Source organism: Actinophytocola sp., assembly GCF_009379765.1.
Lineage (GTDB): Bacteria > Actinomycetota > Actinomycetes > Mycobacteriales > Pseudonocardiaceae > Actinophytocola.
Genome location: NZ_WHTD01000070.1, coordinates 1 through 24,757, shown reverse-complemented (window position 1 = coordinate 24,757; position 24,757 = coordinate 1). Strand labels below are relative to the sequence as shown.

The following is a 24,757-nucleotide window of genomic DNA, read 5'->3' as shown; positions in this document are numbered from 1 at the left end:
GTACCACGAAGGAGACCGATGAAGGCCGGCGACAAAGCCCCCGACTTCGAGCTGCCCGACGAGACCGGCACGCCGCGCAAGCTGTCCGACCTCCTCGCCGACGGCCCGGTCGTGCTGTTCTTCTACCCCGCCGCCATGACCAAGGGCTGCACCGCGGAGTCGTGCCACTTCCGCGACCTCGCCGCCGAGTTCGCCGCCGTCAAGGCCACCCGCGTCGGGATCAGCCCGGACGACGTCGCGAAGCAGCAGGCGTTCAGCGAGATGCACTCCTTCGACTTCCCGCTGCTGTCCGATCCGGACGGCGCGGTCGCCACCCGGTTCGGGGTGCGGCGCAGCTTCGGGCCGCTGGCCACCAAGCGCCAGACCTTCGTCATCGACACCGACCGCACCGTGCTGGAGGTCGTCAAGAGCGAGCTCCGCATGGCCGTGCACGCCGACCGCGCCCTAGAAGTACTCCGCGGGCACGAGGGTATGGCCCACGGATCATCGGATACGCGTTGACCAGGCTTGGCACAAGCCTCCCGCCGACCAAACGCAACCTCAGGGGACCGTGACGGCACCCACCCACCAACCACCAGAGATCCGCACGTCCGCCGGAACGCAACCAACACTTTGAATCCCGGGGAGGCGGACTAGTTGTTGATCACGTCCGGCGGGATCGTGGCGTCGGTGCGCAGCGCGTCGAACAACTGCTGGGACTTCGCCTCGTCCCACTGGTTCGCCGACGAGTCGGTGACCGGCACCGTCGTGGTGACCGTGCCGCCGTCGGAGATGCCGCCCATCGCGAACCCGAGCCCCACCAGGTTGTGCAGGTGGTCGCCCTCGTCGAGGGTCAGCGCGTCCGGCACGTTGGCCAGCAGCGGGAACAGGTCGAACGGGTTGAGCAGCGTGCCGGGGCTCGCGATCTCCGACGCCAGCGCGCCGATGAACTTGCGCTGGTTCACCACCCGGTCGAGGTCCGACCGCGGGGTGGCCGCGCTGTAGCGCATCCGCACGAACGCCAGCGCCTGCGCGCCGTCGAGCTCCTGGAGTCCCGGCTTGATCGTGGCGCCGGTCTTGGTGTCGTGCATCTCCTGGTCGATGTTCATCTCGACGCCGCCGATGGCGTCGACGATGTTGGCGAACCCGCCGAAGCTGATCTCGGCGTAGTGGTCCATCCGGAGGCCGGTCGCACCCTCGACGGTCTGCACCAGGAGCTTCGGCCCGCCGAAGGCGAACGCGGCGTTGATCTTGCTGGTGCCGTGTCCCGGAATCTCCACGTTGGAGTCACGCGGAATGCTCAGCAGCGTGGCCGGGGTGTCGTTGTCCGGCAGGTGCGCGATCAGGATGGTGTCCGTGCGCTGCCCGCCGGCGTCCCCGGTCGCGAGCTTCGCCTTCTCCTCCGGCGTGAGGCCCTCCCGGCTGTCCGACCCGACGACCAGCCAGTTGGTACCGGCCGCCTCGGCCGGACGCCCCGGGTAGTCCTCGAGCGCGGCGACCCGGTTGATCGACGTGTCCAGCCAGAACCAGGTGCCGACGAGCGCCACGAGGATGACCAGCAGCACGATGCCGATCGTGCGGCCGACCCGGCGGCGCTTGCGGGGGCGCCGCGGCGGTGGTGGCCCATAGCCCTCGCCGGGAGGCCCGTACTCGTCCGGCGGCGGGCCGTTGTAGCGGCGCTGACCCGGTGGCCTGCGCCGCGGGTCCTCGGTCGGCGGCATGGGCAGTGCGCGCGTCTCGTGGTACGCGGGTCGCCGGCTCTGACCTTGCGGGCGTCCGCGACCTGGCGTGCCCCCGTACTCGGGTCGTCGCGGCGCTCCCTGCTGGTGGCCGTAGCTCATCTCCCCACCTTCCCGTCGACACCCAAGACGTGGGGACCGCCATGGAGGTTGCGCATCGGTTCGGGCACACCGTACGAGACCGGCATCAGAGCGGGACGCTCAACCCACCGGGCGACGGCTTGGCCAGCGCACTCGCGATGACGTGGTCCATGTGGGCGATACCCAGGACGCCGAGGACGAACCGCCGGACCAGCAGCCGCCAGTCCTTCGCGCGGCGCAGCATCGCGTGTGACTCGTCGCGCACGTCGAAGCGGCAGACGGCGTCGGTGACCTCCTTCGCGCGCACCGCGTACGCGAGGGACAGCGCCGGGGCGGTCACCGTGTCCTGGTCACCGTGCGCGATGAGGACCGTACGCCCGGCCAGCTGGTCGACGTGCTCGGACTCGGGTGTCCACGGCGCGAGCGCGCACACGGCCACCACCGCGGGGTCCTCGGCGATCCGCAGCGCCACCCGGCCACCCATCGAGTGGCCGACGAGCACCACCGGCACGTCGGGGTGGGTACGGCGGATCTCCCCGAGCGCCCACCGGCCGTCCGCGACCGGGTCGAGGTCCGGCCGGTTCCAGCCGCGGTACCGGTACCGCAGCGCCCACACGGCGACGCCGGCGCCCCGGCCGGCCCACCGCAGGTCGCGGCCGAACGGCAACATCCGCAGGTAGGTGGGTCGAAACCGGTGCGCGCGGGCCTTGCTCGTCTCCTGGCCGCCGTGCAGCACGAGCACCACCGCGCGCACGTCGGCGGGCCGCGCCGGGCCGAACACCCGCAGGCTCGGGCTGGTCACGAGGCGACCCCGCGCGCCGCGACCAGCGTCTCGATGCCGTCCAGCACGCGCTCCAGCCCGAACTCGAAGGGGTCCACCCAGCCCATCTCCTCGTTGCGCCACAGCTTCTCGAGCGCGGGAAAGCGGTCCGCGGTGAGGTGCTCGTCCAGCAACGGCGCGAACTCGGTCCGGAACTGCTCGTCGGACAGGCCGGAGTGCTGCTGGGCCTGGGTGGCGTCGACCAGCTGCTGGGCGACGCCGTGCGCGTAACCGGTGACCAGCTGGACCACCGCCATCTGCTCGCCACCGGACAGCCCGATCCCGTCGATGGACCGGAGCACCGCGTCCAGCGCGGCGGTCTGGTTGGGCCCCATCGCGCCCCTGGTCAGCGACATGCGCAGGAGCCACGGGTGCCTGAGGTACCCATCGAGACTGCTCCTGGCCAGCCGCTCCAGGCCGGCCCGCCAGCCACCGGACCCGAGCGGAGAAGGCACGTCGTCGCCGATCACCGCGTCCAGCATCAGGTCCTGCAGCTCGGCCTTCGACGGCACGTAGCGGTACAGCGACATGGTGCCGACGCCGAGCCCGTCGGCCACGCGGCGCATCGACAGCCCGTCCAGCCCTTCGGCGTCGGCCACCTCGATGGCGGCGGCGACGATCCGGTCGACGGTCATGCCAGGCTTTCGGCCCCGGCTGGGCGGCGGCTTGGTCCCCCACAGCAGCTCCATGCTGCGGGCCGCGGCTGCCGAGCCGCCGAATGCCGCCGAGGTGGTCTGGTGCTCGGTCATCGTGCGCTCATCGTAGAAGGCGACATTTGCGTACACCGCACCCAGTTGGCTAGGGTTCTCTCGCAAATCGCGTACATCGTACCCATATTGGAGGAGCCAGCGATGACGATCTTGGTGACGGGAGCGACCGGACAGGTCGGCCGGCACGTGGTCGCGCAGCTCGCCGCGGCCGGCGAGCGGGTGCGGGCGATGACCCGGGCCGCGATGCCGGCCGCGATGCCGGCCGCGATGCCGGCCGCGGTGCCCGCCGGGGTGGAGGTGGTGCGGGGGGACCTGCTGAAGCCGGAGTCGGTGGCCGCGGCGCTCTCCGGCGTGGACCGGCTGTACCTGTTCCCGGAACCGCGGACGGCCACCGAGGTCGTCGACGCGGCCGTGCGGGCCGGGGTGCGGCGGGTCGTGACGCTGTCGTCCGGCGCGGTCTCCGCCGGCCTCGACGACGACTTCCAGCTGCCGGTGGAGCGGGCGGTCGAGGCGTCCGGTCTCGAGTGGACACACCTGCGGCCGGGCGAGTTCGCCTCGAACACGCTGAAGCTGTTCGGACCGCCGATCCGGGCCTCGCGAGCGGTCCGGTACTGCAACCCGGACTGGCGGGGCCTGCCGATCCACGAGGCGGAGGCCTACTCCCCCACCTCGGTTCCCGAGCTCACGGTCGAGGAGTGGGACGCGATGCTGCGGCCGCTGCCGACGGTCGAGGAAGTCACCGGGCGGCCGGCGCGGACGTATGCGCGGTGGGTTCGGGACAATGTCGAGGAGTTCCGGTGATCCGGGACCAGCGAGTCCCCCCATTCGGGCCGGGAGGCGGGGACCCGGGGGTGTCCGGTGCGGGGCGGCATCAACGGCTGCCAGAGGCGGCCTGTCCACAGGCGCGTCCGATGAGGCTCACCGCTGTCGGTGCCAGCTCGTAGGTTGGAAACCGGGGCCGGAGGCCAAGGCCGTGCCGCGACCGCGGCGTCTCCGTCATGGGGCCGGCATGCTGGCTAGGCTGGTTTCGTGAGTGTGGCGGGAGTGCTGCTGGCGGCTGGTGGTGGGCGGCGGTTCGGGATGCCCAAGGCGTTGGTGCGCCACCGCGGCCGGCTGTTCGTCGAGCACGCGGCCGGGGTCCTGCACGAGGGCGGCTGCGCGCCGGTGGTCGTCGTGCTGGGAGCGGCGGCCGACGAGGTGCGGGGCACGGCGGAGCTGCCCGGCTCGTCGCTTGTGGACAATCCCGAATGGACCACCGGCATGGGCTCGTCGCTGCGGGTCGGGTTGGCCGCGCTCGGCGACAGCGACGCCGTGGCCGCGCTCGTGCTGCCCGTCGACACGCCGGGGGTCACCGCGGCGGCCGTGCGCCGGTTCGTCGACCTCGCCGCACCCGACGCGCTCGCCCGGGCGACCTACCACGGCCGCCCGGGCCACCCGGTGCTCATCGGGCGGGACCGCTGGGCCGACGTCGCCGAGAGCGCGCGGGGCGACGCGGGCGCGCGGACCTATCTCGCCGCGCACCACCCGCTCGACGTGCCCTGCGAGGACGCCGCCGCGGGGGAGGACGTCGACCGGCCCGAGGATCTTCCCGGCTGAGCCGAAACTGTCGGACCCCGGTGCGACGGTGTTCCGGTACGCGAGACACGGAGGGGGACTCTCCCGATGACCGGCCACCCGACCGAGGTCGAGACCTGGCTCACCGAGCACCACGACCGGCGCGCGCAGATTCGCGCGCTGGCCGAGCTCGTCCACGCCGCCGACGGTGAGCTCGAGGAGGCGATGAGGTGGCGCCGCCTCACCTTCACCGCCGGCGGCGACTGGCACCACTGGCTGTGCGCGGTCGCGGCCACCGAGAAGGGCGTCCAGCTGATGTTCCACAAGGGCGCCCTGCTCGACGACCCGGCCCGGCTCTTACGCGGCGAGAGCCGCTACCTGCGCCAGGTCGGGCACGACCGGGCAGTGGAGCACCCGCGGGAGATCGCGGAGCTGGTCCGGCAGGCCGTGGCCCACCAGACCGACATGCTCGACTGACCGGTCGCGCCGCGGCTCAGGCCGCCGTCGCGGGCTGCGTGGCGAACTGCGTCCGATACAGGTCGGCGTAGCGCCCGCCTGCCTCCAGCAGCGACTCGTGGTCGCCGCGTTCCACGATCCGGCCGTCCTCCACGACCAGGATCTGGTCGGCGGCGCGGACGGTCGACAACCGGTGCGCGATCACGATCGCGGTGCGACCGGCCAGTGCCGAGGTCAGCGCCTCCTGCACGGCCACCTCCGACTCCGAGTCGAGGTGCGCGGTCGCCTCGTCGAGGATCACCACCCGGGGCTGCGCCAGCAGCAGCCGGGCGATCGTCAACCGCTGCCGCTCGCCACCGGAGAGCCGGTAGCCACGCTCACCGACCACGGTCTCCAGCCCGTCCGGCAACGACGACACCAGGTCGGACAGCCGCGCCTGGCGCAGCGCCGCCCAGATCTCCTCGTCGGTGGCCGACGGCCGCGGGTAGGCCAGGTTGGCCCGGATCGTGTCGTGGAACAGGTGGCCGTCCTGGGTCACGACGCCGACCGTGTCCCGCAGCGCGTCGAACGACAGCTCCCGCACGTCCACATCGGACAGACGAACGGCACCCGACTCCACGTCGTACAGCCGCGGCACCAGCGAGGCGATCGTCGACTTGCCCGCGCCGGACGACCCGACCAACGCCACCATCTGCCCCGGCTCGGCCCGGAAGGAGACCCCGTGCAGCACCTCCTGACCCCCGCGCTGGTCGAGCACCGCCACCTCCTCCAGGGAGGCCAGCGACACCTTGTCCGCCGCGGGGTACCCGAACCGCACGTCCTCCAGCGTTACCGACACCCCGCCGTCCGGCACCGTGCGCGGCGACCTCGCCTCGCTGATCATCGGCTCGAGGTCCAGCACCTCGAAGACCCGCTCGAACGACACCAGCGCGGTCATCACGTCCACCCGCACGTTCGCGAGCGCGGTCAGCGGCGAGTACAGCCGGGTGAGCAGCAGCGCCAGGGCCACCACGGTGCCCGGCGCCAGCGAGCCGGTGATCGCCAGGTAACCGCCCAGCCCGTACACCAGCGCCTGCGCCAGCGCCGACACCAGCGTCAGGCTGGTCATGAACCACCGGGTGAGCATCGCCGTGCGGATGCCGATGTCGCGCACCCGCGCCGCGCGGCCGCCGAACTCGTCGGCCTCGGCCCGCGGGTGGCCGAACAGCTTCACCAGCGTGGCGCCCGGCGCGGAGAAGCGCTCGGTCATCTGGGTGGTCATCGACGCGTTGAGCCCGGCCGACTCGCGCTGCAGGTCGGCCATCCGCTTGCCCATCCGCCGCGCCGGCAGCACGAAGATCGGCAGCAGCACCATCGCGAGGGCGGTGACCTGCCAGGACAGCGTCATCATCACCGCGACCGACAGCACCAGCTGGATCACGTTGGTCACCAGGCCCGCGAGCGTGGAGGTGAACGCCCGCTGCGCCCCCATCACGTCGTTGTTCAGCCGCGACACCAGCGCGCCGGTCCGCGTCCTGGTGAAGAACGCCACCGGCATCCGCTGCACGTGCTCGAACACGGCGCGCCGCAGGTCGTAGATCAGCCCCTCACCGATGCGCGAGGACTGCCACCGCTCGGCCAGCCCCAGCCCGGCGTCCAGGATCGCCACGCCGGCGATCGCCACGGCCAGCCACACCACCAGCGACACGTCGTGCCCGCCGACGATCGCGTCCACCACCTGCCCGGCGAGCAGCGGGGTCGACACCACGAGCACCGACGAGATCATCGTCAGCAGCAGGAAGACGACCAGCTTGCCCCGGTGCGGTCCGGTGAACCGGAACACCCGCCGGATCGTCCCCTTGTGCAGGCCCTTTGGCGCGTCCGCCGCGTGCATGGCGCCGCGCATGAAAGACCACGTGTTCTCCACATCGCCCTCTTTCTCCCCCTGCCTCGTCAACACCGGTCGGCGTGACGGGCTTCCCGTTACCCGGAGAGCGAACAGCGGCGCGCCCATCGGTAGCCTGCCCGCGTGGAGCAGACAGGGCAGCGCGCGCAGTTCCGCGGCCGCCGTCTCGACCTGCTCATCTACTCGGTGAGCCTGCTGTTCGCGGCCGGGAACGCCGTGTTCTCGGAGTTCTACGGGTATCGGGTCTGGGGCAACTTCGCCACGGTCGGCTACCTTCTCGCCGCCGCGCTCACCTGCCTCGCCCTATTGTCCAGGACGGATCTGTCGGGCGCCTCGAGCATCGTGCGCTCGCGCTGGACGCCGGTCGCGATCGCGGGCCTGTTCGCCGGGCTCGTCCCGCTGCTCGTGCTGATCTTCCGCCGGTCGCCGAGCTTCGTGTGGGGCCAGTGGCCATGGGCGTTCCCGTCCCAACCCGAGGTGTGGGTGGTCGAGCGGTCCGCCGACCTGCTGCTGGCCGACGGAACGCCCTACCCGGACCTGTCGCTGCTCGACCGGGCCGCGCACCCGGACGACTACACGCCCTACGGCCCGTCGATGACCGTGTTCGGCCTCCCCCGCGCGCTGTTCGGCGACGGCGCGTTCACCGACGCGCGGGTGGCCTTCGCCGTCGCGACCGTGCTGATCGCCGTGGCGGCGTTCGCGGTGATGGGGTGGCCGCGGGTGCCCGTGCTCGCCGCCCAGCTCGCCGCGGCCAGCCCGCTCACCCTGCTCACGGTCGTCGTCGCGGGCGACGACATCCCGGTGATCGCGTTGATCGTGCTCGCGACCGCGCTCGTCTACGGCCGCAGACCCGCGCGGACCAACCTGGTGTGGGCGGGCGTGGTCTGCGCGCTGGTGGCCACGATGAAGCTCACCGCCCTGCCGGCGCTGGGTGTGCTGGCCGTCGCCGTGCTCGTCCACCGCGGCGGCCGTCGAGGCAGACGCGACCTGGCGATCTTCCTCGGCACGATCGTCGCGGCGGTCGCGGTCGTCGTGGTGCCGGTGCTGCTGGTGGACCCGGCGTCGTTCGTGGAGCACGTGATCCTGTACCCGGCGGGCCTCGGCAAGGCGGGCTCACCGGCGGCGAGCCCGCTGCCCGGGCACCTGGTCGCGCAGCTGGGACCGGTCGGACACGCCGTGTCGCTGGTGATCCTCGCCGCGGCGGCGTGCGCCATCGTCGCGTGGCTCATCCTGCGCCCACCGCGGGATCCCGCGGGTGCGACGCTGCGGATCGCCGCCGGTCTCGGGGCAGCGATCATCCTCGCGCCGGCCACGCGCTGGGGTTACCTGGTATACCCACTGGCGCTGCTCGGCGCGATGATCGGGTTCGCGTCCGTCGGCGGAACGACGCTCGGACGAACGGGCAAGGACCGGACAACCGCGGGACCGACCGATGATCTGGTCGCGAACCCCGACACCCGCGGCAGCCAACCCTGACGAGACCTACTTCTTCTTCGTGCGTGTGGCGCCACCACGGCCCCGCAGCGTGACACCGGACTCTGACAGCACCCGGTGCACGAACCCGTAGGAGCGACCTGTCGACTCGGCCAGGGCGCGAATGCTGGCGCCCTTCTCGTATTTCTTCTTGAGGTCAGCGGCCAGCTTGTCGCGCGTACTACCGGTGATCCGCGCGCCCTTCTTCAGATCAGCCACGTCGTCCGCCTTCCGTAGCGTGTGACGGAGGTTTCTGATACACCTGCCGACGCAATGATCGAACACGAAGGCTCGGAATGCCAGGTGAGATCGAAAATAGCCATGAAGTCGGTCACTCGATCGCGCCGCATCAGGCCAGCTGAACGAGTTCCAGGTAGTCCGCTGACCAGTGATCTTCGGTACCGTCCGGCAGCAAGATCACCCGATCGGGCGCAAGCGCCTCTACCGCACCGGGGTCGTGCGTGACGAGTACGACAGCGCCCGCGTAGTTGTGCAACGCCTCCAGAACCCGCTCCCGGCTCGCCGGGTCGAGGTTGTTGGTCGGCTCGTCGAGCAGCAGCACGTTCGCCGCGCTCGACACCAGCCCCGCCAGCGCCAGCCTGGTCTTCTCGCCACCGGAAAGCGTCCCCGCCGGCTGGTTGAGCTGCTCGCCGGAGAACAGGAACGTGCCGAGCAGCGACCGTAGCTGCTGCTCAGGTGTGTCCGGCGCGGCGTGCCGCACGTTCGACCACACCGAAGCCCGGTGGTCGAGCGTCTCGTGTTCCTGGGCGTAGTAGCCGATCCGCAGCCCGTGGCCGGGCACGACCGACCCGGAGTCGGCCTGCTCCATGCCACCGAGCAGGCGCAGCAGGGTTGTCTTGCCGGCGCCGTTGAGGCCGAGCACGACGACCCGGGTGCCGCGGTCGATCGCGAGGTCGACACCGGTGAACACCTCGAGCGAGCCGTAGCTCTTGGACAGGCCCTCGGCGGTGAGCGGGGTCTTGCCGCACGGCGCGGGCTCCGGGAAGCGGATCTTGGCGACCTTGTCGGCCCGCCGGACGTCCTCGAGCCCCGACAGCAGCCGCTCGGCCCGCCGCGCCATGTTCTGCGCGGCCACCGCCTTGGTGGCCTTGGCCCGCATCTTGTCGGCCTGAGCGTGCAGCGCGGACGCCTTCTTCTCCGCGTTGGCCCGCTCGCGGCGGCGGCGCTTCTCGTCGGCCGCGCGCGCGTCGAGGTAGCGCTGCCAGCCCATGTTGTACAGGTCGACCTGGCCGCGCATGGCGTCGAGGAACCAGACCTTGTTGACCACCTCCGCGAGCAGCTCGACGTCGTGGCTGATCACGACGAGGCCGCCGTTGTAGGTCTTGAGGAAGCCACGCAGCCAGGTGACCGAGTCGGCGTCGAGGTGGTTGGTGGGCTCGTCGAGCAGCAGCGTGGTGCCGGCCCCGTTGCCAGACCTTGTGCCATTGCCGGACTCCGCGGCGGCGAACAGGATGCGGGCGAGCTCGACCCGGCGGCGCTGACCGCCGGACAGGGTGGACAGCGGCTGGGCCAGGATCCGGTCGGCGAGGCCGAGGTTGGCGCAGATCCGCGCGGCCTCGCTCTCGGCCGCGTAGCCGCCGAGCGAGGCGAACCGCTCCTCGAGCCGGCCGTAGCGGCGGACCTCGCGGTCGCGGCGCACCTCGTCGGCGTGCTCGGACATGGCCGACTGCGCCTTCTCCATGTCACGCAGGAGCTGGTCCAGACCGCGTGCGGAGAGCACCCGGTCCTTGGCGGTGACCGACAGGTTGCCCTCGCGGGGGTCCTGCGGCAGGTATCCGAGCTCGCCCGCGCGGCGCAGGCCGCCGGCGTAGGGCTCGCCCTCGCCGGCCAGCACGCGCAGCGTGGTGGTCTTGCCGGCGCCGTTGCGCCCGACGAGGCCGATCCGGTCGCCCGGCTGGACCCGAAGCGTGGTGTCGGAGAGCAGGATGCGCGTGCCTGCACGCAGTTCGAGATCCGTGGCGGTGATCATGCGGAGACTCCGTGAGGGTGGTGATGGGCAGGCCTCGTCCGCTCGCCGGTCGTGACCGGCGAGCCCGCCTGCGGCCTAGTCCGTACGAACCACCACGCCGTCGAGTCTACGGGTAGCGGGCAACGGCGTTGCCTGGCACTCGCGCACTAAGCGGCCGCTTAGCTAGAGTCTCGAGCCATGACTGCAGACTTCCACGGCAAGGTCGCACTGGTCACGGGTGCCAGTCGCGGAATCGGGCTCGCCATCGCGGCGGAGCTGGCCCGCGGCGGCGCGGCGGTGACGATCTCCTCACGCAAGCCCGAGCAGGTCGAGGCGGCGGCCGAGCAGCTGCGCGCCGAGGTGTCCGGCGCGCGGGTGCTCGGCATCCCGGCGAACACCGGCCGCGACGAGGACCGGGCGGAGGTCGTGCGCCGCACCGTCGACGAGCTCGGCCGGCTCGACGTGCTGATCAACAACACCGGCATCAACCCGACCTTCGGCCCACTCGCCGACGCCGACCTGAACGCGGTGCGCAAGATCTTCGACGTCAACGTCGTCGGCGCGCTCGGCTTCGTGCAGCTCGCGCTCAAGGCCTGGATGGCCGAGCACGGCGGCTCGATCGTGAACATCGCGTCGGTCGCCGGCCTGCGCTCGTCGGGCGTGCTCGCCGCCTACGGTGCGAGCAAGGCCGCGCTGATCCGGCTCACCGAGGAGCTCGCCTGGCAGCTCGGCCCCGGCGTGCGGGTGAACGCGGTGGCACCCGCGGTGGTGAAGACCAAGTTCGCCGAGATGCTCTACACCGACCACGAGGAGCAGGCGGCCAACGCCTACCCGATGAAGCGCCTCGGCGAGCCGGTGGACGTGGCGCGGATGGTCGCGTTCCTGGCCTCCGACGACGCCTCCTGGATCACCGGTGAGACCGTCCGGATCGACGGCGGAATGCTGGCCACCGGTTCCCTCGGCTGAACCTCTCACCCGTCCGGCCCGGTGGAGCGATCCGCCGGGCCGTTCGTCTGTCTGCGACGCCGGATTCCCGCCGTTGGCATTGGGCCGTTCGAGTGGTTCCCGCACCAACATCGTTAGCCGAATGGAGCCTGGTTGTTACCCGGCGTTGCCGATACCTTGACTGATCGTCATCGCTCGATCACAGCTCCGATGGGCCCTGCACCTGCCCCGGAGCCACTTCACCCTGCCCTTTTCCCTTGCGATAGAACAGGATCCGGGAATGAGCACGTCCCACTTACCAGTGGACAACGACGGTAGTTCCGGGGCGGGCCGTGTGCTCGCCGCACTGGACAGGTGGGCGTTGGACACGCCCACGGCGACGGCCGTCTCGGCGGCGGACGGCACACTCGACTTCGTCGAGCTCGCGCACCGGACCCGGGCGGTGGCCGGGATGCTGGCCGAGCGCGGCGTGCGGCCCGGCACCGCGGTCGGCGTGGGCGGTGGCCGGTCCCGGCTGACCGTCCCGGGCCTGCTCGCGGTGTGGTGGCTGGGCGCGACCGCGGTGCCGGTGGACGACCGGTACCCGGCCGACCGGGTCAACTTCATCCTGCGGGACGCCGGCGTGGACCTGCTGCTGGCGGACCGGATCGCACCGGGCGTCGTCCCGGCCGGCGTGCGCCGGGTCGGCATCGAGGATGCCTCCGGGTTCTGCCCGGACCTCGTGGTCCCGGCCGCGGACGAGTGCGCGTACGTCATCTACACCTCCGGCACCACGGGCTGGCCGAAGGGTGTCGAGGTCACTTACGGCAACCTCGGCACGCTCCTCGCCGCGCTCGCGGACCTCGGCCTCACCCCGGGCGGGGTGGGCGCGAACCCGCTGTCCCCGGCGTTCGACGGGTGGCTGTGGTGCACGCTGCTGTTCCTGTTGCACGGGCAAGGCACCGCGATCATCGACCTCGCCGACGGCGAGCCGGGTGACCTCGCCGCGCGGATCGCCGCCGCGGCGCCGCGCACGGTCTGCATGCCGCCGACGCTGCTCGCCTCGTGCGTCGACGCGCTGTCCTCCGTGGACACCGTGGTCGTGGCCGGCGAGCGCTGCCCGCGCGGGTTGGCCGAGCGGCTCGCCGTGGGCCGCCGGATGCTCAACGTCTACGGCCCGACCGAGACCACGATCGCGGCGCTGTGGGCGGACAGCGCCCGCGGCGACGACGTGCTCTCGATCGGCCGCCCGATCCGGGGCTACACCGCGCACGTCCTCGACGACGACTGGGCACCGGTGCCGCACGGGTCGACCGGCGAGCTCCACGTCGGCGGGCCCGGCGTGGCGCGTGGGTACCGCAGCCGGCCGGGGCTGACCGCGGCGCGGTTCCCGACGCTGCCGTCGGGCGAGCGGGTCTACCGGACCGGTGACCTCGTGACCGTCCGGCGCGACGGGCTGCTGGAGTTCGTCGGCCGGCGCGACGACCAGGTGAAGGTGCGCGGGTTCCGGGTGGAGCTGCGCGAGGTCGAGCAGGCGGTCGAGGAGCTGGCGGAGGTCACCGCGGCGGCGGCGTTCGTGCTGGAGACCGGCGACGCGCTGGGGCTCGCCGCCGTACCGGGGGCGGGCGCGACGGTGGAGGTCGCGGCCGTGCGCGGGCACTGCCGGGACCGGCTGCCGGACTTCATGGTGCCCGGCATGATCGACATCGTGCCGGTGCTGCCCACGACCGCCAACGGCAAGGTCGACCGGGAGCTGCTGGCCCAGCACGCGGCGACGAGCGCGCCGGTGCTGGCCGGGCGTGGCCCGTCGACGCCGCGCGAGGTCGAGGTGTGCGACGCGTGGAGCTCGGTGCTGGACCGGCCGGTCACCGACGTGGGCGCCGACTTCTTCGAGCTGGGCGGGCACTCGCTGCTCGCCGCCCGGGTGGTGGCGGAGCTGCGCGAGCGCACCGGGGTGCGACTGTCCATGCAGGACCTGCTGGCGCACCCGACCCCCGCCGCGCTGGCCGCGGAGCTGGACCGCCAGGGCGGCGACCGGCCCGTGATCGCGCGGACCGGCTCGTGGCTGGTGCCGTGGTCGACCGGAACGACCGGGCGGCCGACGCTGCTCTGCGTTCCCCCGGCGGGCACGGGCTGCGGCCGGTTCCGCGAGTGGCAGGCCGAGCTCGGCGACGCGGTGTCCGTGGTGGGCGTGCAACTGCCCGGCCGGGAGACCCGGCTCGGCGAGCCTCATCCGTCCACTTTGGACGAAATCGTGGTCGCCGTGGCCGGGGAGCTCACCGCGCTCGCCGACCCGGAGCAGCCGCTCGTCGTGTTCGGCGAGAGCTTCGGTGGGCTGGTGGGCTACGAGCTGGCCCGGCTGCTCGGCGAGCACGGCCGGTGGCCGGCGGCGCTGGTGTTGGCCGCCTGCGAGCCACCGCACCTGCGCGAGGACCCCGAGACACTGGTGGCGTCCATCCGGCGGGGCATCGCCGGCGCCGGGTTGGACGAGGACACCGAGGAGCAGGTGATCGAGCTCGTGCGCAAGGACGTGCTGCTGACCGTCGGCTACGAGCCACCACCCGATCCGGGGATCGGCAGCGAGGTGCACGTGTGGGGCGGCGACGGCGACGACCTGGCCACGCCGGACAAGCTCGACCAGTGGGCGGCGTTCCTCGGCCGGGACGTCACGCGCCGCCAGTTCGCCGGCGGGCACGTGTTCGCGATGCACCACGCCCGGGAGATCCCCCAGCTGCTGGGCGAGATCGTGGCGCCGCAGGGGGTGCCGTGCTGATCGACCTGACCGACAACGCGGCGTTCGGCGGCAACTCGTTCTGGCCGGCGATGGCGTGGCTGCGGGAGAACGACCCGGTGCACCGGCACGAGTCCGGCGGCGGATTCTGGGCGGTCACGAGGTACGCCGACGCGGTGGAGGTCTACCGCGACTCGGACGTCTTCTCGTCGCGGTACGGGATGCGGCTGGACACCAACAAGGCCGCGGTCGCCGCGGTGTCGCAGCGGATGCTGATCGTGTCGGACCCACCGGAGCACACGCAGCTCAAGCGGGTGCTGAACAAGAGCGTGTTCCCGGACCACAGCGAGGACCTGGTCCGCGGCATCGTGCGCGAGCTGCTCGCCGAGGCGCTGGCCGCGGGCGAGGTCGACATGGTCGAGGTGATCCGCCGGCTGCCGACCCGGGTGGTGTGCGCGCTGCTGGGCGTGCCCCGCCCGGAGTGGGACTGGCTGGGCGCGACGATGAACGGCGCGTTCGAGGGCGACGACGAGGAGGTCCGGTCCGGCAACCACGCGGAGATCTTCCTTTACTTCACGGAGCTGTTGCGGGAGCGGCGGAAGAACCCTGGCACGGACTTCATCAGCCGGATCGCCACCGACCGCCGCGACACCCCGGACGGCGAGCAGGAGCTCACCGACGAGGAGATCATCGTCAACTGCAACGGCGTGATGGCGGGCGGCAACGAGACGACCCGCTACTCCGCGGCGGGCGGGCTGCTGGCGCTCACCCGGAACCCGGACCAGTGGGCGTTGCTGCGGTCCCGCGGTGCCGAGGTGATCCCCACGGCCGTCGAGGAGATCCTGCGCTGGACCACGCCGGGGGTGCACGTGATGCGCACCGCGATGCGGCCCGCCCGGATCGGCGACCGGGACATCGCGGTCGGCGACCGGGTGACGGTGTGGAACGTGTCGGCCAACCGCGACGAGCGCGCGTTCCCCGACGCGGACCGGTTCCTGATCGACCGCACGCCCAACCGGCACCTCACCTTCGGCGGTGGCCGGCACCTGTGCCTCGGCGCGCGGCTGGCCCGGCTGGAGCTGGCGGTGTTCCTGGAGGAGCTGACCAAGCGGGTCTCGGCGGTCGAGCTGACCGGCGAGCCGGACTACACGGCGTCCAACTTCACCACTGGCACCAGCTACCTGCCGGTGCGGCTGACCCCGAGCCTGGTGCCCACCGCCTGACCGGGGCCGCCCTGGCCGCTCCGGTTCAGACCAGGGCGGCCAGGGCGGCGACGGACCTGCGGAGGTCCGCGCGCACCGCACGGCCGATGGCGATGCCGATCGGGCCGAACACCGGGCGGCCGGTGACCTCGGCGTCGATGCTGACGGTCGAGCGGTCGGCGCCGTCCGCGCGGACGGCCAGGTCCAGGGCGATCCGCACGCCACCCACGCCGCGGCCGGAGATCGTGAGCCCGGTGGGTGGCGCGTACCGCTCGATGCGCCAGCGGACCCGGTTGCGCAGGCCCATCACGGTGACCACCGACGTCAGGTCGACGCCCTCGGTGAGCTCCACCGGCACGGGGCCGCGCCAACCCTCGTGCAGGGACAGCCACTCGCCGAAGCGGGACAGGTCCGCGGCCGTGGCCCAGGTCCGGTCGGGCGGCGCCGGCACCGACACGGACGCGTTCACCTTGGCCAACCAGACCCCCTTCTGTTCTCTCGCACCACGATCTCGACGATTCGCGCCCGCCGGGCGGCGTCGTCGAGCACCGTGCGCCGTGGCTCGGGTACGTCGAGCACCCGCGGCTCGGCGAGTGCGAACAGCGTGGCGAGCCGGTGATCGGCGCGCAAGCCGTCGAGTGCCTTCTGGTCGCCGCCGAGCACCACCGCGTCCAGTTCGGACAGCCGCGGCACGAGCACCTCGGCGGCGTCGGCCGCGGCGGCCCGCAGCGCGACCCGCGCCTGACCCGCGCGCCTGCGGGCGAACCGGTGCTGCGACCACCCGCCGGCGGCGCTGCGGCCGTGCACCAGCCGGCGGTCGGTGCGCGAGGACTCCACGACGCCGTCCCGCGCGACCCCGACGCTGTGTCCGCCGAGCCGCACGAGCAGCAACCCCACCCGGCGCGGTGCCAGCAGGTGCGCGACCAGCGGCTCGACGGCCAGTCCGGCGACCGAGCCGGTGTCGGTGAGCGGCGCGAACGGCACGGCGCACGTCGCGGTGGCCCCGTCGACCGCCGTGACCACCACCGCCGCCGGCCCGCGGTCGGTGCGGGCCACTCCCCCGTGCCGCGCGGCGAACCGGTCGAACCAGCCGGCGACCCGCTCCGATTCGACCTCGACCGCGTGCCCGCCGCCGGCCACCGCCCTGGCCTTGCTCACCTTCCGACCGTACGCGGTCGCCCGGTAGCGCGGCGGTGACTGCCCCGAAGGGCGCCCGCCGGACATACCGAACCCGTGGGATTTCCCAACACTTGGAGCAACGACCCGCACGGCACGAGAGGTAGTCCACAATGGCCGGCCCGAAGATCAAGCAGCTCTTCTTCCAGACCGAAGGTGAGGGCTTCGCCCACGAGCACGGCGAGGCCAACTCCGCCGAGAAGGTCCACGTGTACCTGGAGCTGGACAACGACGACTACAACGAGACCGGCCCGTTCGGCGTCACCTTCACCGCGGGCGGCGTGTTCCAGAGCGGTCAGACCCACCAGAGCATGCCCGGCGGCACGGTCGACGAGGAGTGGTTCACCTGCGGGCCGCTGCCGGCCGGCCAGCACGAGCTCAAGGTCACCCTCGAACCGGAGGCCAGCGGCTACGAGTGGGACGAGCCGACGGTCGAGGGCAGCCTCTGGGTCACCGTCGTCCAGGCCCGCGGCAGCGCGATTCCCGACGACTCCGAGCACAGCCGGGACTGGGCGCTGGTGAACATCCTCATCAACGCCGACAACTTCCTCGAGAAGCCGCTGACCGGCGCCCGCTTCTACGCCCGGATCGTCGACACCGACGGCAAGACCGCCGCGCACGACGGCGAGGTCGACGACGGGATCCTGTCCATCCCGCAGGTGTGGGCACCGAGGAAGGACGCGACGATCAAGCTGTACGTGGACGCCTTGTACGGCGACGAGTACCTGCGCCTGGAGGGCTCCGGCGACTTCAACGTCTCCGGCGAGGCGGTGAAGTTCAAGGCCGTGCAAGGGTTCCAGGACGTCACGGTGAGCGCCAAGGACGAGCAGACCGCCGCGCACAAGGCCGGCGCGAAGGGCTCGGCCGGCCTCGACTGGAAGATCATCAAGGTCGGCGGCGAGGTGAGCACCGAGGACAGCGACAGCCACACGACCGGCCGCACGGAGCAGTGGACCGTGCGCGTGCCGCGGGACAACCTCAAGCTGACCCAGCTGACCTGAGACACGAAGCGGCCGCCGCCGGCGATGGTGTGCCGGCGGCGGCCGATCTTCGTCGATCAGTGGTCAGGACGTCACGGCGTGACGTACCCGTTGATGTGCAGCGAGACCGCCCGGATGGAGCCCGTGTCGGCACCGGCCAGGTCGAACGCGCTGAACGTCCAGCTCCCGTCCGCCGGGCCACGCAGCCCGGTGAACGGCTGGTTCGGCTGCCAGCTGCCGGTGAACGGCGCCAGACCCGAGTTCACCGAGGAGAACGGCGCCTCGGCGTCGTCGGTGAACACGACCTGGCACAGGTTGTTCCCACCCGCACCGTTGCGGCTGAACACCGTCGCGGTGGCGCCGGAGGGCGAGGTGAGCGTGCCCACCAGGTCACCGACGAAGGTGTGGTCCAGTCCGACCGTGGTCGAGCCGGTGGTCGTGTCACAGGTCGTGCCGTCGATCGAGAACGCCACCTTCGACGCCGAGCCGATGCCGGTGACCGGGATCTCGACACTCGCACCGACGGTGCTCGCGTCCGGGATCGCGACCGCCGGTCCGGCGTAGGCGAAGTCCACAGCGGTGGGTGACGGCTCGCCGATCTCGACCGAGAAGCCGGCCGTGGTCGGCGAGTAGGCGCCGGCGAAGGTGACCCGCGTGTTCAGCACGACCGGCACACCCACCGGGTGCGAAGCCGGAACGGTGAACGTGAAGGTCTTGACCGTGGTCTCGCCCTTCTCGATCGCACCGTAGGACTGCGCGCGCGGGCTGATGGTCACGCCGGCGGTCGGCGAGGTCAGCACCACGCTGGTGGAGACCGCGGTGGCGTCACCGCGGTTGGTCACCGGCAGCTCGACCGTGGCGGAGTCACCCGGGTGGATGAACTCGCCTCCGTCGGTCGGGGTGATCTTCGGCTGCGCGGCCACGGCCAGCGGCTGCGGGCTCGCCCCGGTGTACTCCAGCACCTTGTCGGCCAGGACCACACCGTGCCCGCTGCGCCCGTCGAAGCCGGGTGCCTGGATGTCGATCGCGGTGTTGACCAGGGCCTCACGGATCTCCGCCGGGTCGATGCCGGGGTTGCCCGACAGGACCAGACCGGCGATCGCCGCCGCGTGCGGGGCGGCCGCCGAGGTGCCGTAGAACGGGTCGAACCCGCCCACGCTGGTGCGCACGCCGTCCGCGGCGGTGATGTCCGGCTTCTGCCGGACCTCGCCACCGGTGGAGCTGACGTCGCCCGGCGTGATCGGGGTGCCGTCGGCCTCGTAGAAGACCTTCCTCGGACCGTCCGAGGTGAACCGCTCGAGCGCGGTGTCCGAGCCGAACGCGTCCGGGAACGGACCGCTCGGGTTCGGCGGGTCACCCGGCTCCAGGTCGAACGGCAGCGGCTCGTCCGCCGGCGCCGCCGCGACGCTGAACGCGCCCCGGGCCGCCGAGTGGCCGAACGTGACGCCCGGCGTGTTGAAGGCCTTCAGGCCGTCGGCCGAGTCGGAGAACCGACCACGCAGCGCGGACAGCGACAGGTACCGGTCCGCACCGGAGAACTTCACGATCGCCAGGCGCAGGCCGGTGCCGCCGAAGAACGGGGTGTCGACCCGCTCGTAGGCGTCCTGGGTTCCGGTCTGGTAGTCCTGGCTCAACGCGACGACGTTGCCCCCCGCGTCCAGCAGGTACAGGTCGTAGTCGTTGTTCGACGCGCCGAGCGGGTCCGACCAGTTCAGCAGCACGGGCACACCCGCGGACGAGGCGTCCGAGATCGGCTCGAACACCTGGGTGTTCTCCGACGGGTCGAAGTCGTGCGCGTACCCGGCGAACTTGCCGATCACCTGGCCGGAGTTGACGAAGTCACCCTCCCAGTGCGCGGCGGTGCCGTCGACGGTGTTGCCCTCGTTGCCCGCCGAGGAGAAGTACATCGCACCGTCGGCGATCACGTCGTTCACGGCCTGGGCGATGATCCAGTCCTGGAACGGCGCTTCCTTGAAGTAGATGATGTCGTCGACGATGATGTCGCAGGCCCGGTCGAAGCGCAGCGCCCGGATGTTGTCCGCGAAGCTGGCATCACTGTTGAACGCGGTCGCGAAACCGAGTTCCGCGTTGGGCGCCACGTCGTGGATGATCTCCAGCATCGCGGTGCCCTCGTCGCCCGAGCCCGCCTGGGTGGCCAGGACGTCGACCGCCGGCAGCTCGCCGCCGGCCTGCGAGGTGGCCAGCGAGTCGACGCCGTCGGACAGCGCACAGATCTTCACGCCGACACCGGTGACGCCGATGGTCTCGCGCGCGGTGTCCGCGTTGTGCGTGCGGTCACCCGCGCTGTCGATCGCCCCGGCCCGGTCGGCCAGTGCCGCCCGGGTGTTCTGGGCGATCCGCGCCGCCTTGGCCTCTTTGGACTCCGGCGCCGCGGGCTTGGCGTGCGGGTTGAGCTGGCGGGCGGTCATGGCGCCGCCGGCCACCTCGATCTTCCGCACGTCGGCCCGGCCGGCGATCGCGTTGATCGCCGAGACCGGCAGGTCCGCCCGGATGGTTCCGTAGCGAGTGGACACCGACTTGAGGGTGGCGCCCGCGTTGGTGAGCGCCTTCTGCAGGTCGGCGCTGACCGTGCCGCGGATGTCCACGAGGGTCTTGTTGCCGGTGACCTTGACGCCGCTTTGCAGTCGGGGCACCGCACTAGTGGCCGCCCGGCTGCTGCGAGCCTTCAGCTCGACCAGCAGCTTGCTGTCCACTTTGGCTTCTGTCTTGTTGGCGCTCTTCTTGATGTCCTGCAGCGCGCCGATCTGGCGGGCCGCGTTCTCCGCGGCGGCCGAGGCCTTCTGGTCCTCGGACGGTGGAGCCGCCGCCGCCGGGCTCGCGAGCCCGATGACGGCGAGCAGGCAGGTGGCGGTGGTGAGCAGAACTCGGGATCTTCGTGATGCGTGAGCAGGTTTACGCACGGATTCCCTCCGCGAATCCTCGGCCGTGCCCCGACAACACGGACAGCCAGCCGGGGTATCCCCGGTCAGGCCAAACCTATGGTTCGGTGCTTTCGCACGCAGCGGCCATTCGGCTCAACCACACCCGGAGTGCGTTACCAATTGCCGACTGTTAGCGACTCACAGAACGAAAGCGTCTGACCACGGCTGTGCACTCCGGCCGGACAGCGCGTCCAGGAGCGCCGCGGCCTGACTGTCGGTGAGCGACGCGACGAAATCGATCACAGCACGTCCGCGCGCGAGCTCCCGGATTCCCGCCGCCCCTTGGGGTGCCTCACCGACCGCACCGACCAAAGTGGACATATCAGTCTCAGCAAGTGAACCGTACTCGTGTTCGGCGAGCGTGACGAGGTCCTGCAGCCTGCGCGGCAGGCGGTTGGACTCGTAGCGGTCGGTGAGCCACTGTTCCAGCGCCTGCACCAGGGAACCGAGGAGGCGGGCCTGACCTCGTTGGTGCAGCGCGAGATCCGGGCGGAGCAGCACGAACCGCCGGTGGACGAACTTGAGCACCTGCACCTCGTGCCACTGCGCGGGGGCGAGCAGGACGTGCCCGGACCGAGTCGGCGGGTCGAGCACGACGCCCATGTCGGTGACGAGGCGGACGGTCCAGCCCGCGGAGAACCGGCCGACCGCCTGCTCGGCCTCGACCGAGCCGTCGAACGGGGTGGCGAGCAGGTTGTCGACGAGCTCGCTGCGCACCCGGGACACCGCCGCGACGAACGCGTCGTCGTCGACGATCCACGAGTCGCGGCGGTGCAGCCGGCGGCGCAGCTGCTCGAGGGAGTAGCCGGGCCTGCGGGAGTGTGCGGCGAGCAGCGCGTCGTCCAGCTCGGCGAGCTCGAGCGCGCCGGTGAGCCAGCGGCCGAGCTCGGCTGCGACCGGGGCGTGCTGCAGGACGCCGATGCGGTGGAAGTCCTCGAGGTCGTGGATGGCGTAGGCGATGTCGTCGGCGATGTCCATGACCGAGGCCTCGACGGTCTGCTGCCACGGCGCCACCCGGCTCTCGAACGGCCTGCGGGCCTGGACCATGTCGTCGAGCTCGGTGACGTAGACGGAGAACTTGCTGGACCCGGTGCCGGGCTCGTCGTGCGGCTCGGACGCGCCGCGCGGCGGGTCCTGGAGGTGCCGCGGGTGCGGGTCGGGGTGGGACAGGCGGGTCCACGGGTACTTGAGCATCGCGGCCCGCACGGCGGCGGTGAGGTCGAGCCCGACGGCGTTGGGTCCGCCGGTGTCGGTGGTGGTGACGATGCGCAGGCTCTGCGCGTTGCCCTCGAAGCCGTCGGGGAGGCCGAAGCGGTGCCGGGCGAGCCGGTCGAGCACCTGCTCGCCGAGGTGGCCGAACGGTGGGTGGCCGAGGTCGTGCGCGAGCCCGGCGGCCTCGGCGACGTCCGGGTCGCAGCCGCCGAGCTTGTCCAGGAGCGGGGCGAGCCTGGGGTCGCCGGTGGTCCGCTCGGCGATGGCGCGGGCGACCTGGGCGACCTTGAGGCTGTGCGTGAGCCGGTTGTGCAGGAGGCCGGAGCCGCTGGCGCTGACGACCTGGGTGACCCCGCCGAGCCGGGCGAAGAACGGCGAGGCGACGACCCGGTCCCGGTCCGCGCGGAACGGGCTGGCGGCGAGATCGCCCGACTTGCCGGCCGACCGTCGTGCTTCGCGTCCCTCACCCATGCCCGACGACCCTACTGTGCTGGGATCTTCGGTGTGTTCGCTGCCGATGTCGTGGTCTCCGGGGCGGGGCCGGCCGGGTGGGCGGCGGCCCGGGCGTGTGCCGCGCGCGGGCTGCGCACCGCGCTCGTCGCGCCCCGGCCGTTCGCGCCGTGGCCGGCGACGTACGGCATGTGGCTGGACGAGGCTCCGCTGTTGCCACCCGGCGCCGGGTATGTGGTGGCGCGGGCCCGGGTCGTCGCGGGTGGGTCGCGGTGGCTCGACCGGGAGTACGCGGTGCTCGACAACGCCTCGGTGCGGGCGGCCCTCGCGCACCCGGCGGTGGAGGTGCGGACCGGCCGCCTGGTCGACGGCGCGGTGGAGCTGACGGGCGGCGGCACGGTCGAGGCCCCGGTGGTGATCGACGCGACCGGCGCCCGTGCTCGCGGCGGGGTCGAGCAGACCGCCTTCGGGTTCCGGGTGCCGGCCGAGGTGGCGGCACCGCTGGTCGGGCCCGGCGAGGCGGTGTTCATGGACTGGCGCCAGCCGCTGCCCGGCCCGCCGACGTTCCTCTATGCGATCCCGCTGCCGGACGGCCGGGTGCTGCTGGAGGAGACCTCGCTGGCCCGCCGCCCCGGCCTGCCGTTCGCCGACCTGCGCTCGCGTCTGCTGGCCCGGCTGGCGGCGCACGGCATCGACCCGGGGGACGCGGAGGTGGAACGCGTGCGCTTCCCGCTCGACCTGGGCCCACCAGCGGAAATGCCCGCCTCGCGCGCACGCGCGTGGTGCCCGTCCCCCACCCGTTCCCGGGGGGCGCCCCTGATGCCAGTCTATCGGTCGGGGGTGGCGGGATCGGGGGTCGCGCGGGGGTTGTGGACAAGTTCGGGGCGCGAGTGGAGGGTTGTGCCGTTCGGGGCGGCGGCGGGACTCGTTCATCCCGCCACCGGGTACAGCATCGCGGACTCGGTGCGGTTGGCGCCGCTGGTCGCCGAGGCCATCGCCTCCGGCGGGGCGCGCGCCGCGCGGCGGGTGGTCTGGTCGCCCGAGGCCCGGGCGGTCCATCGGTTGCGGCGGGCCGGGCTGCGCGCGCTCCTCGCCCTCGGGCCCGGCCGGACCGAGGAGCTCTTCTCGCTGTTCTTCGCGCTCCCGGCGAACCGGCAGCGCGCCTACCTCTCCGGCCGGGAGGACCTCGCGGGCACCGTCGCCGCGATGGCCGGCCTCTTCCGGGTGGCGCCGTGGGGGCTGCGGCGGGTCCTCGCCTTCGGGCGGTGAACGGCGCACCGCACATCGACGCTCACTGTGGCGCGGGGTCGCGGACGCGAAGGTCGAGCAGGCCGCGGCGCTCAACCCGCTCACCCGGCTGCCCGGAACCGGCACGGCGCCCGGGAGATCGACCGGCGCATCGAGCGCGGCGAGATGTTCGTGGTCAGCTGGCTGGACATGGACTCGTTCAAGTCGGTCAACGACACGAAGGGGTTCGCCGCGGGCGACGACCTGATCCGGACCGTCGGGACGGCCTGTCCGACGCGGAGTCGACGCTGCCCGGCACCCGGGTCGCGCACGTCGGCGGCGACGACTTCCTCGTGGTCACCGACCTGGACGAGGTGGCCACGGTCGCCAAGGAGCTCGTCGACCGGACCTGGACCGTCGACGACCTGACCGGCACGGTCTCTCGCCTCGCTGGTCTGCGCGGTGCGGTCGGTCGACTCCTGCCGCGAGGCGTCCCGGCTGCTCGCGCCGATCAAGCAGCGCGCCAGGTCGGTCGAGAGCTCCAGCTGGGTGCTCGGCCGGCCGCGGTCGGACGAGGTCGAGGTGCTGCGCGGCCGGCTGCCGCGCCCCGACCACGACAGCAACCGCGCGATGGGCACGCCGGCCTAGACTCGACTGATGCGGCGCTACTCACCGGGCCAGGTCGCCGAGCAGACCGGGTTCAGCATCGACACCCTTCGCTACTACGAGCGCATCGGCCTGCTGGACGACATCGAACGCAACTCGGGCGGCCAGCGGGTGTTCACCGAGGACGACGTGAGCTGGCTGATGATCCTGCGCTGCCTCCGCGAGACCGGCATGCCGATCCAGCGCATGGTCCGCTACGCCGAGCTCGCCCGCGGCGGCGACGAGACCGTCGCCGAGCGGCTCGAGGTGCTCGAGGAGCACGACCAGGACATCGACAAGAAGATCGAGCAGCTCCGCGCCGAGCAGGACCACATCCGGGCCAAGATCGCCTACTACCAGGGCGAGCTGCGGGCGGCCGGGGCCGGCCCGGTCGACGCGGCCAGGGCGTGTCTCGTGGATCTTGGTCGATGGGATTCGTGATCCAGATGGCTCCTGGCAAGGCGGCGGAAGGCCGCGCATACCGGGTTGTATTCGGGCCTTCCGACAACGCGGCCAGGGGGCATCTGGGCGCGAATACCACGATCCAAGATCCGCGAGACATGGCCTGGTCGTGTCTCGTGGATCTTGGTCGATGGGATTCG

General features: G+C 72.2%; 21 protein-coding genes and 1 pseudogene. 12 read left to right on the top strand and 10 right to left on the bottom strand.

What is annotated here, in order from left to right:
- Positions 1 to 18 precede the first annotated feature (18 nt).
- Positions 19 to 501: a peroxiredoxin gene (locus GEV28_RS21545; RefSeq protein ID WP_291413916.1), complete on the top strand. Its 483-nt coding sequence runs from the start codon at positions 19 to 21 to the stop codon at positions 499 to 501.
- Between the two features lie 131 nt (positions 502 to 632).
- Here GEV28_RS21545 and GEV28_RS21540 read toward each other — a convergent pair whose 3' ends face one another.
- The 3 genes from GEV28_RS21540 to GEV28_RS21530 form a co-directional block, all read right to left on the bottom strand.
- Positions 633 to 1,820 carry an LCP family protein gene (locus GEV28_RS21540; RefSeq protein WP_291413915.1) on the bottom strand — a complete coding sequence of 396 codons (1,188 nt, stop codon included), beginning with the start codon at positions 1,818 to 1,820 and terminating at the stop codon, positions 633 to 635.
- 85 nt (positions 1,821 to 1,905) lie between these two features.
- Complete coding sequence (locus tag GEV28_RS21535; protein ID WP_291413914.1) at positions 1,906 to 2,601, bottom strand: alpha/beta fold hydrolase; 696 nt, start codon at positions 2,599 to 2,601, stop codon at positions 1,906 to 1,908.
- Positions 2,598 to 3,368: a TetR/AcrR family transcriptional regulator gene (locus GEV28_RS21530; protein ID WP_291413913.1), complete on the bottom strand. Its 771-nt coding sequence runs from the start codon at positions 3,366 to 3,368 to the stop codon at positions 2,598 to 2,600. The genes GEV28_RS21535 and GEV28_RS21530 overlap by 4 nt, the downstream gene beginning before the upstream one ends.
- A 102-nt stretch (positions 3,369 to 3,470) precedes the next feature.
- Here GEV28_RS21530 and GEV28_RS21525 point away from each other — a divergent pair, with 102 nt between their 5' ends.
- The 3 genes from GEV28_RS21525 (at position 3,471) to GEV28_RS21515 (ending at position 5,360) form a co-directional block, all read left to right on the top strand.
- Entirely contained in the window at positions 3,471 to 4,130 is a 660-nt protein-coding gene (locus tag GEV28_RS21525) for an SDR family oxidoreductase (protein ID WP_291413912.1), read from the top strand.
- 228 nt (positions 4,131 to 4,358) lie between these two features.
- Positions 4,359 to 4,925 carry a nucleotidyltransferase family protein gene (locus GEV28_RS21520; protein WP_291413911.1) on the top strand — a complete coding sequence of 189 codons (567 nt, stop codon included), beginning with the start codon at positions 4,359 to 4,361 and terminating at the stop codon, positions 4,923 to 4,925.
- 66 nt (positions 4,926 to 4,991) lie between these two features.
- Entirely contained in the window at positions 4,992 to 5,360 is a 369-nt protein-coding gene (locus tag GEV28_RS21515) for a DUF1801 domain-containing protein (protein WP_291413910.1), read from the top strand.
- 16 nt (positions 5,361 to 5,376) lie between these two features.
- On the opposite strand, the gene GEV28_RS21510 is transcribed toward GEV28_RS21515, so the two are convergent.
- The gene (locus tag GEV28_RS21510) at positions 5,377 to 7,245 is read right to left on the bottom strand and encodes an ABC transporter ATP-binding protein (RefSeq protein ID WP_291413909.1); all 1,869 of its coding nucleotides are present in this window, start codon (positions 7,243 to 7,245) and stop codon (positions 5,377 to 5,379) included.
- A 102-nt stretch (positions 7,246 to 7,347) separates the two neighbouring features.
- Between GEV28_RS21510 and GEV28_RS21505 the strand changes: the two genes are divergently transcribed.
- Positions 7,348 to 8,700, top strand: coding sequence for a glycosyltransferase 87 family protein (locus tag GEV28_RS21505; protein WP_291413908.1), 1,353 nt, complete (start codon positions 7,348 to 7,350; stop codon positions 8,698 to 8,700).
- A 6-nt stretch (positions 8,701 to 8,706) separates the two neighbouring features.
- Here GEV28_RS21505 and GEV28_RS21500 read toward each other — a convergent pair whose 3' ends face one another.
- Both GEV28_RS21500 and GEV28_RS21495 read right to left on the bottom strand, forming a co-directional pair.
- Complete coding sequence (locus GEV28_RS21500) at positions 8,707 to 8,916, bottom strand: helix-turn-helix domain-containing protein (RefSeq protein ID WP_133909271.1); 210 nt, start codon at positions 8,914 to 8,916, stop codon at positions 8,707 to 8,709.
- A 130-nt stretch (positions 8,917 to 9,046) separates the two neighbouring features.
- On the bottom strand, positions 9,047 to 10,687 hold the full coding sequence (locus GEV28_RS21495) for an ABC-F family ATP-binding cassette domain-containing protein (protein WP_291413907.1): 1,641 nt from the start codon (positions 10,685 to 10,687) through the stop codon (positions 9,047 to 9,049).
- Between the two features lie 177 nt (positions 10,688 to 10,864).
- Between GEV28_RS21495 and GEV28_RS21490 the strand changes: the two genes are divergently transcribed.
- The 3 genes from GEV28_RS21490 to GEV28_RS21480 all read left to right on the top strand — a co-directional run bounded on the left by GEV28_RS21490 (position 10,865) and on the right by GEV28_RS21480 (position 15,544).
- Entirely contained in the window at positions 10,865 to 11,632 is a 768-nt protein-coding gene (locus GEV28_RS21490; protein WP_291413906.1) for an SDR family oxidoreductase, read from the top strand.
- A 259-nt stretch (positions 11,633 to 11,891) separates the two neighbouring features.
- A complete protein-coding gene (locus GEV28_RS21485; protein ID WP_291413905.1) occupies positions 11,892 to 14,363 on the top strand; it encodes an AMP-binding protein in 2,472 nt (823 codons plus the stop codon).
- Positions 14,357 to 15,544, top strand: a complete 1,188-nt coding sequence (locus tag GEV28_RS21480; RefSeq protein ID WP_291413904.1) for a cytochrome P450 — start codon at positions 14,357 to 14,359, stop codon at positions 15,542 to 15,544. Before GEV28_RS21485 ends, GEV28_RS21480 begins: the two co-directional genes overlap by 7 nt.
- A 25-nt stretch (positions 15,545 to 15,569) precedes the next feature.
- Here the strand turns inward: GEV28_RS21480 and GEV28_RS21475 are convergent, their stop codons facing one another.
- On the bottom strand, positions 15,570 to 15,992 hold the full coding sequence (locus GEV28_RS21475) for an SRPBCC family protein (RefSeq protein ID WP_291413932.1): 423 nt from the start codon (positions 15,990 to 15,992) through the stop codon (positions 15,570 to 15,572).
- Entirely contained in the window at positions 15,989 to 16,681 is a 693-nt protein-coding gene (locus tag GEV28_RS21470) for an acVLRF1 family peptidyl-tRNA hydrolase (RefSeq protein ID WP_291413903.1), read from the bottom strand. Before GEV28_RS21470 ends, GEV28_RS21475 begins: the two co-directional genes overlap by 4 nt.
- A 131-nt stretch (positions 16,682 to 16,812) precedes the next feature.
- On the opposite strand from GEV28_RS21470, the gene GEV28_RS21465 reads away from it, so the two are divergent.
- On the top strand, positions 16,813 to 17,700 hold the full coding sequence (locus GEV28_RS21465; RefSeq protein ID WP_291413902.1) for a hypothetical protein: 888 nt from the start codon (positions 16,813 to 16,815) through the stop codon (positions 17,698 to 17,700).
- Between the two features lie 71 nt (positions 17,701 to 17,771).
- On the opposite strand, the gene GEV28_RS21460 is transcribed toward GEV28_RS21465, so the two are convergent.
- Together GEV28_RS21460 and GEV28_RS21455 are read right to left on the bottom strand one after the other, a co-directional pair.
- Positions 17,772 to 20,600, bottom strand: a complete 2,829-nt coding sequence (locus GEV28_RS21460; protein ID WP_291413901.1) for a S8 family serine peptidase — start codon at positions 20,598 to 20,600, stop codon at positions 17,772 to 17,774.
- 159 nt (positions 20,601 to 20,759) lie between these two features.
- On the bottom strand, positions 20,760 to 22,304 hold the full coding sequence (locus GEV28_RS21455; protein ID WP_291413900.1) for a dGTP triphosphohydrolase: 1,545 nt from the start codon (positions 22,302 to 22,304) through the stop codon (positions 20,760 to 20,762).
- Positions 22,305 to 22,337: 33 nt separating this feature from the next.
- Between GEV28_RS21455 and GEV28_RS21450 the strand changes: the two genes are divergently transcribed.
- The 3 genes and pseudogenes from GEV28_RS21450 (at position 22,338) to GEV28_RS21440 (ending at position 24,596) form a co-directional block, all read left to right on the top strand.
- Positions 22,338 to 23,552, top strand: coding sequence for a lycopene cyclase family protein (locus GEV28_RS21450; RefSeq protein WP_291413899.1), 1,215 nt, complete (start codon positions 22,338 to 22,340; stop codon positions 23,550 to 23,552).
- 25 nt (positions 23,553 to 23,577) lie between these two features.
- Positions 23,578 to 24,158: pseudogene (locus GEV28_RS21445) on the top strand (diguanylate cyclase); the annotation flags it as partial.
- Positions 24,159 to 24,167: 9 nt separating this feature from the next.
- Positions 24,168 to 24,596: a MerR family transcriptional regulator gene (locus GEV28_RS21440; protein WP_291413898.1), complete on the top strand. Its 429-nt coding sequence runs from the start codon at positions 24,168 to 24,170 to the stop codon at positions 24,594 to 24,596.
- The last annotated feature ends 161 nt before the right edge of the window (positions 24,597 to 24,757 follow it).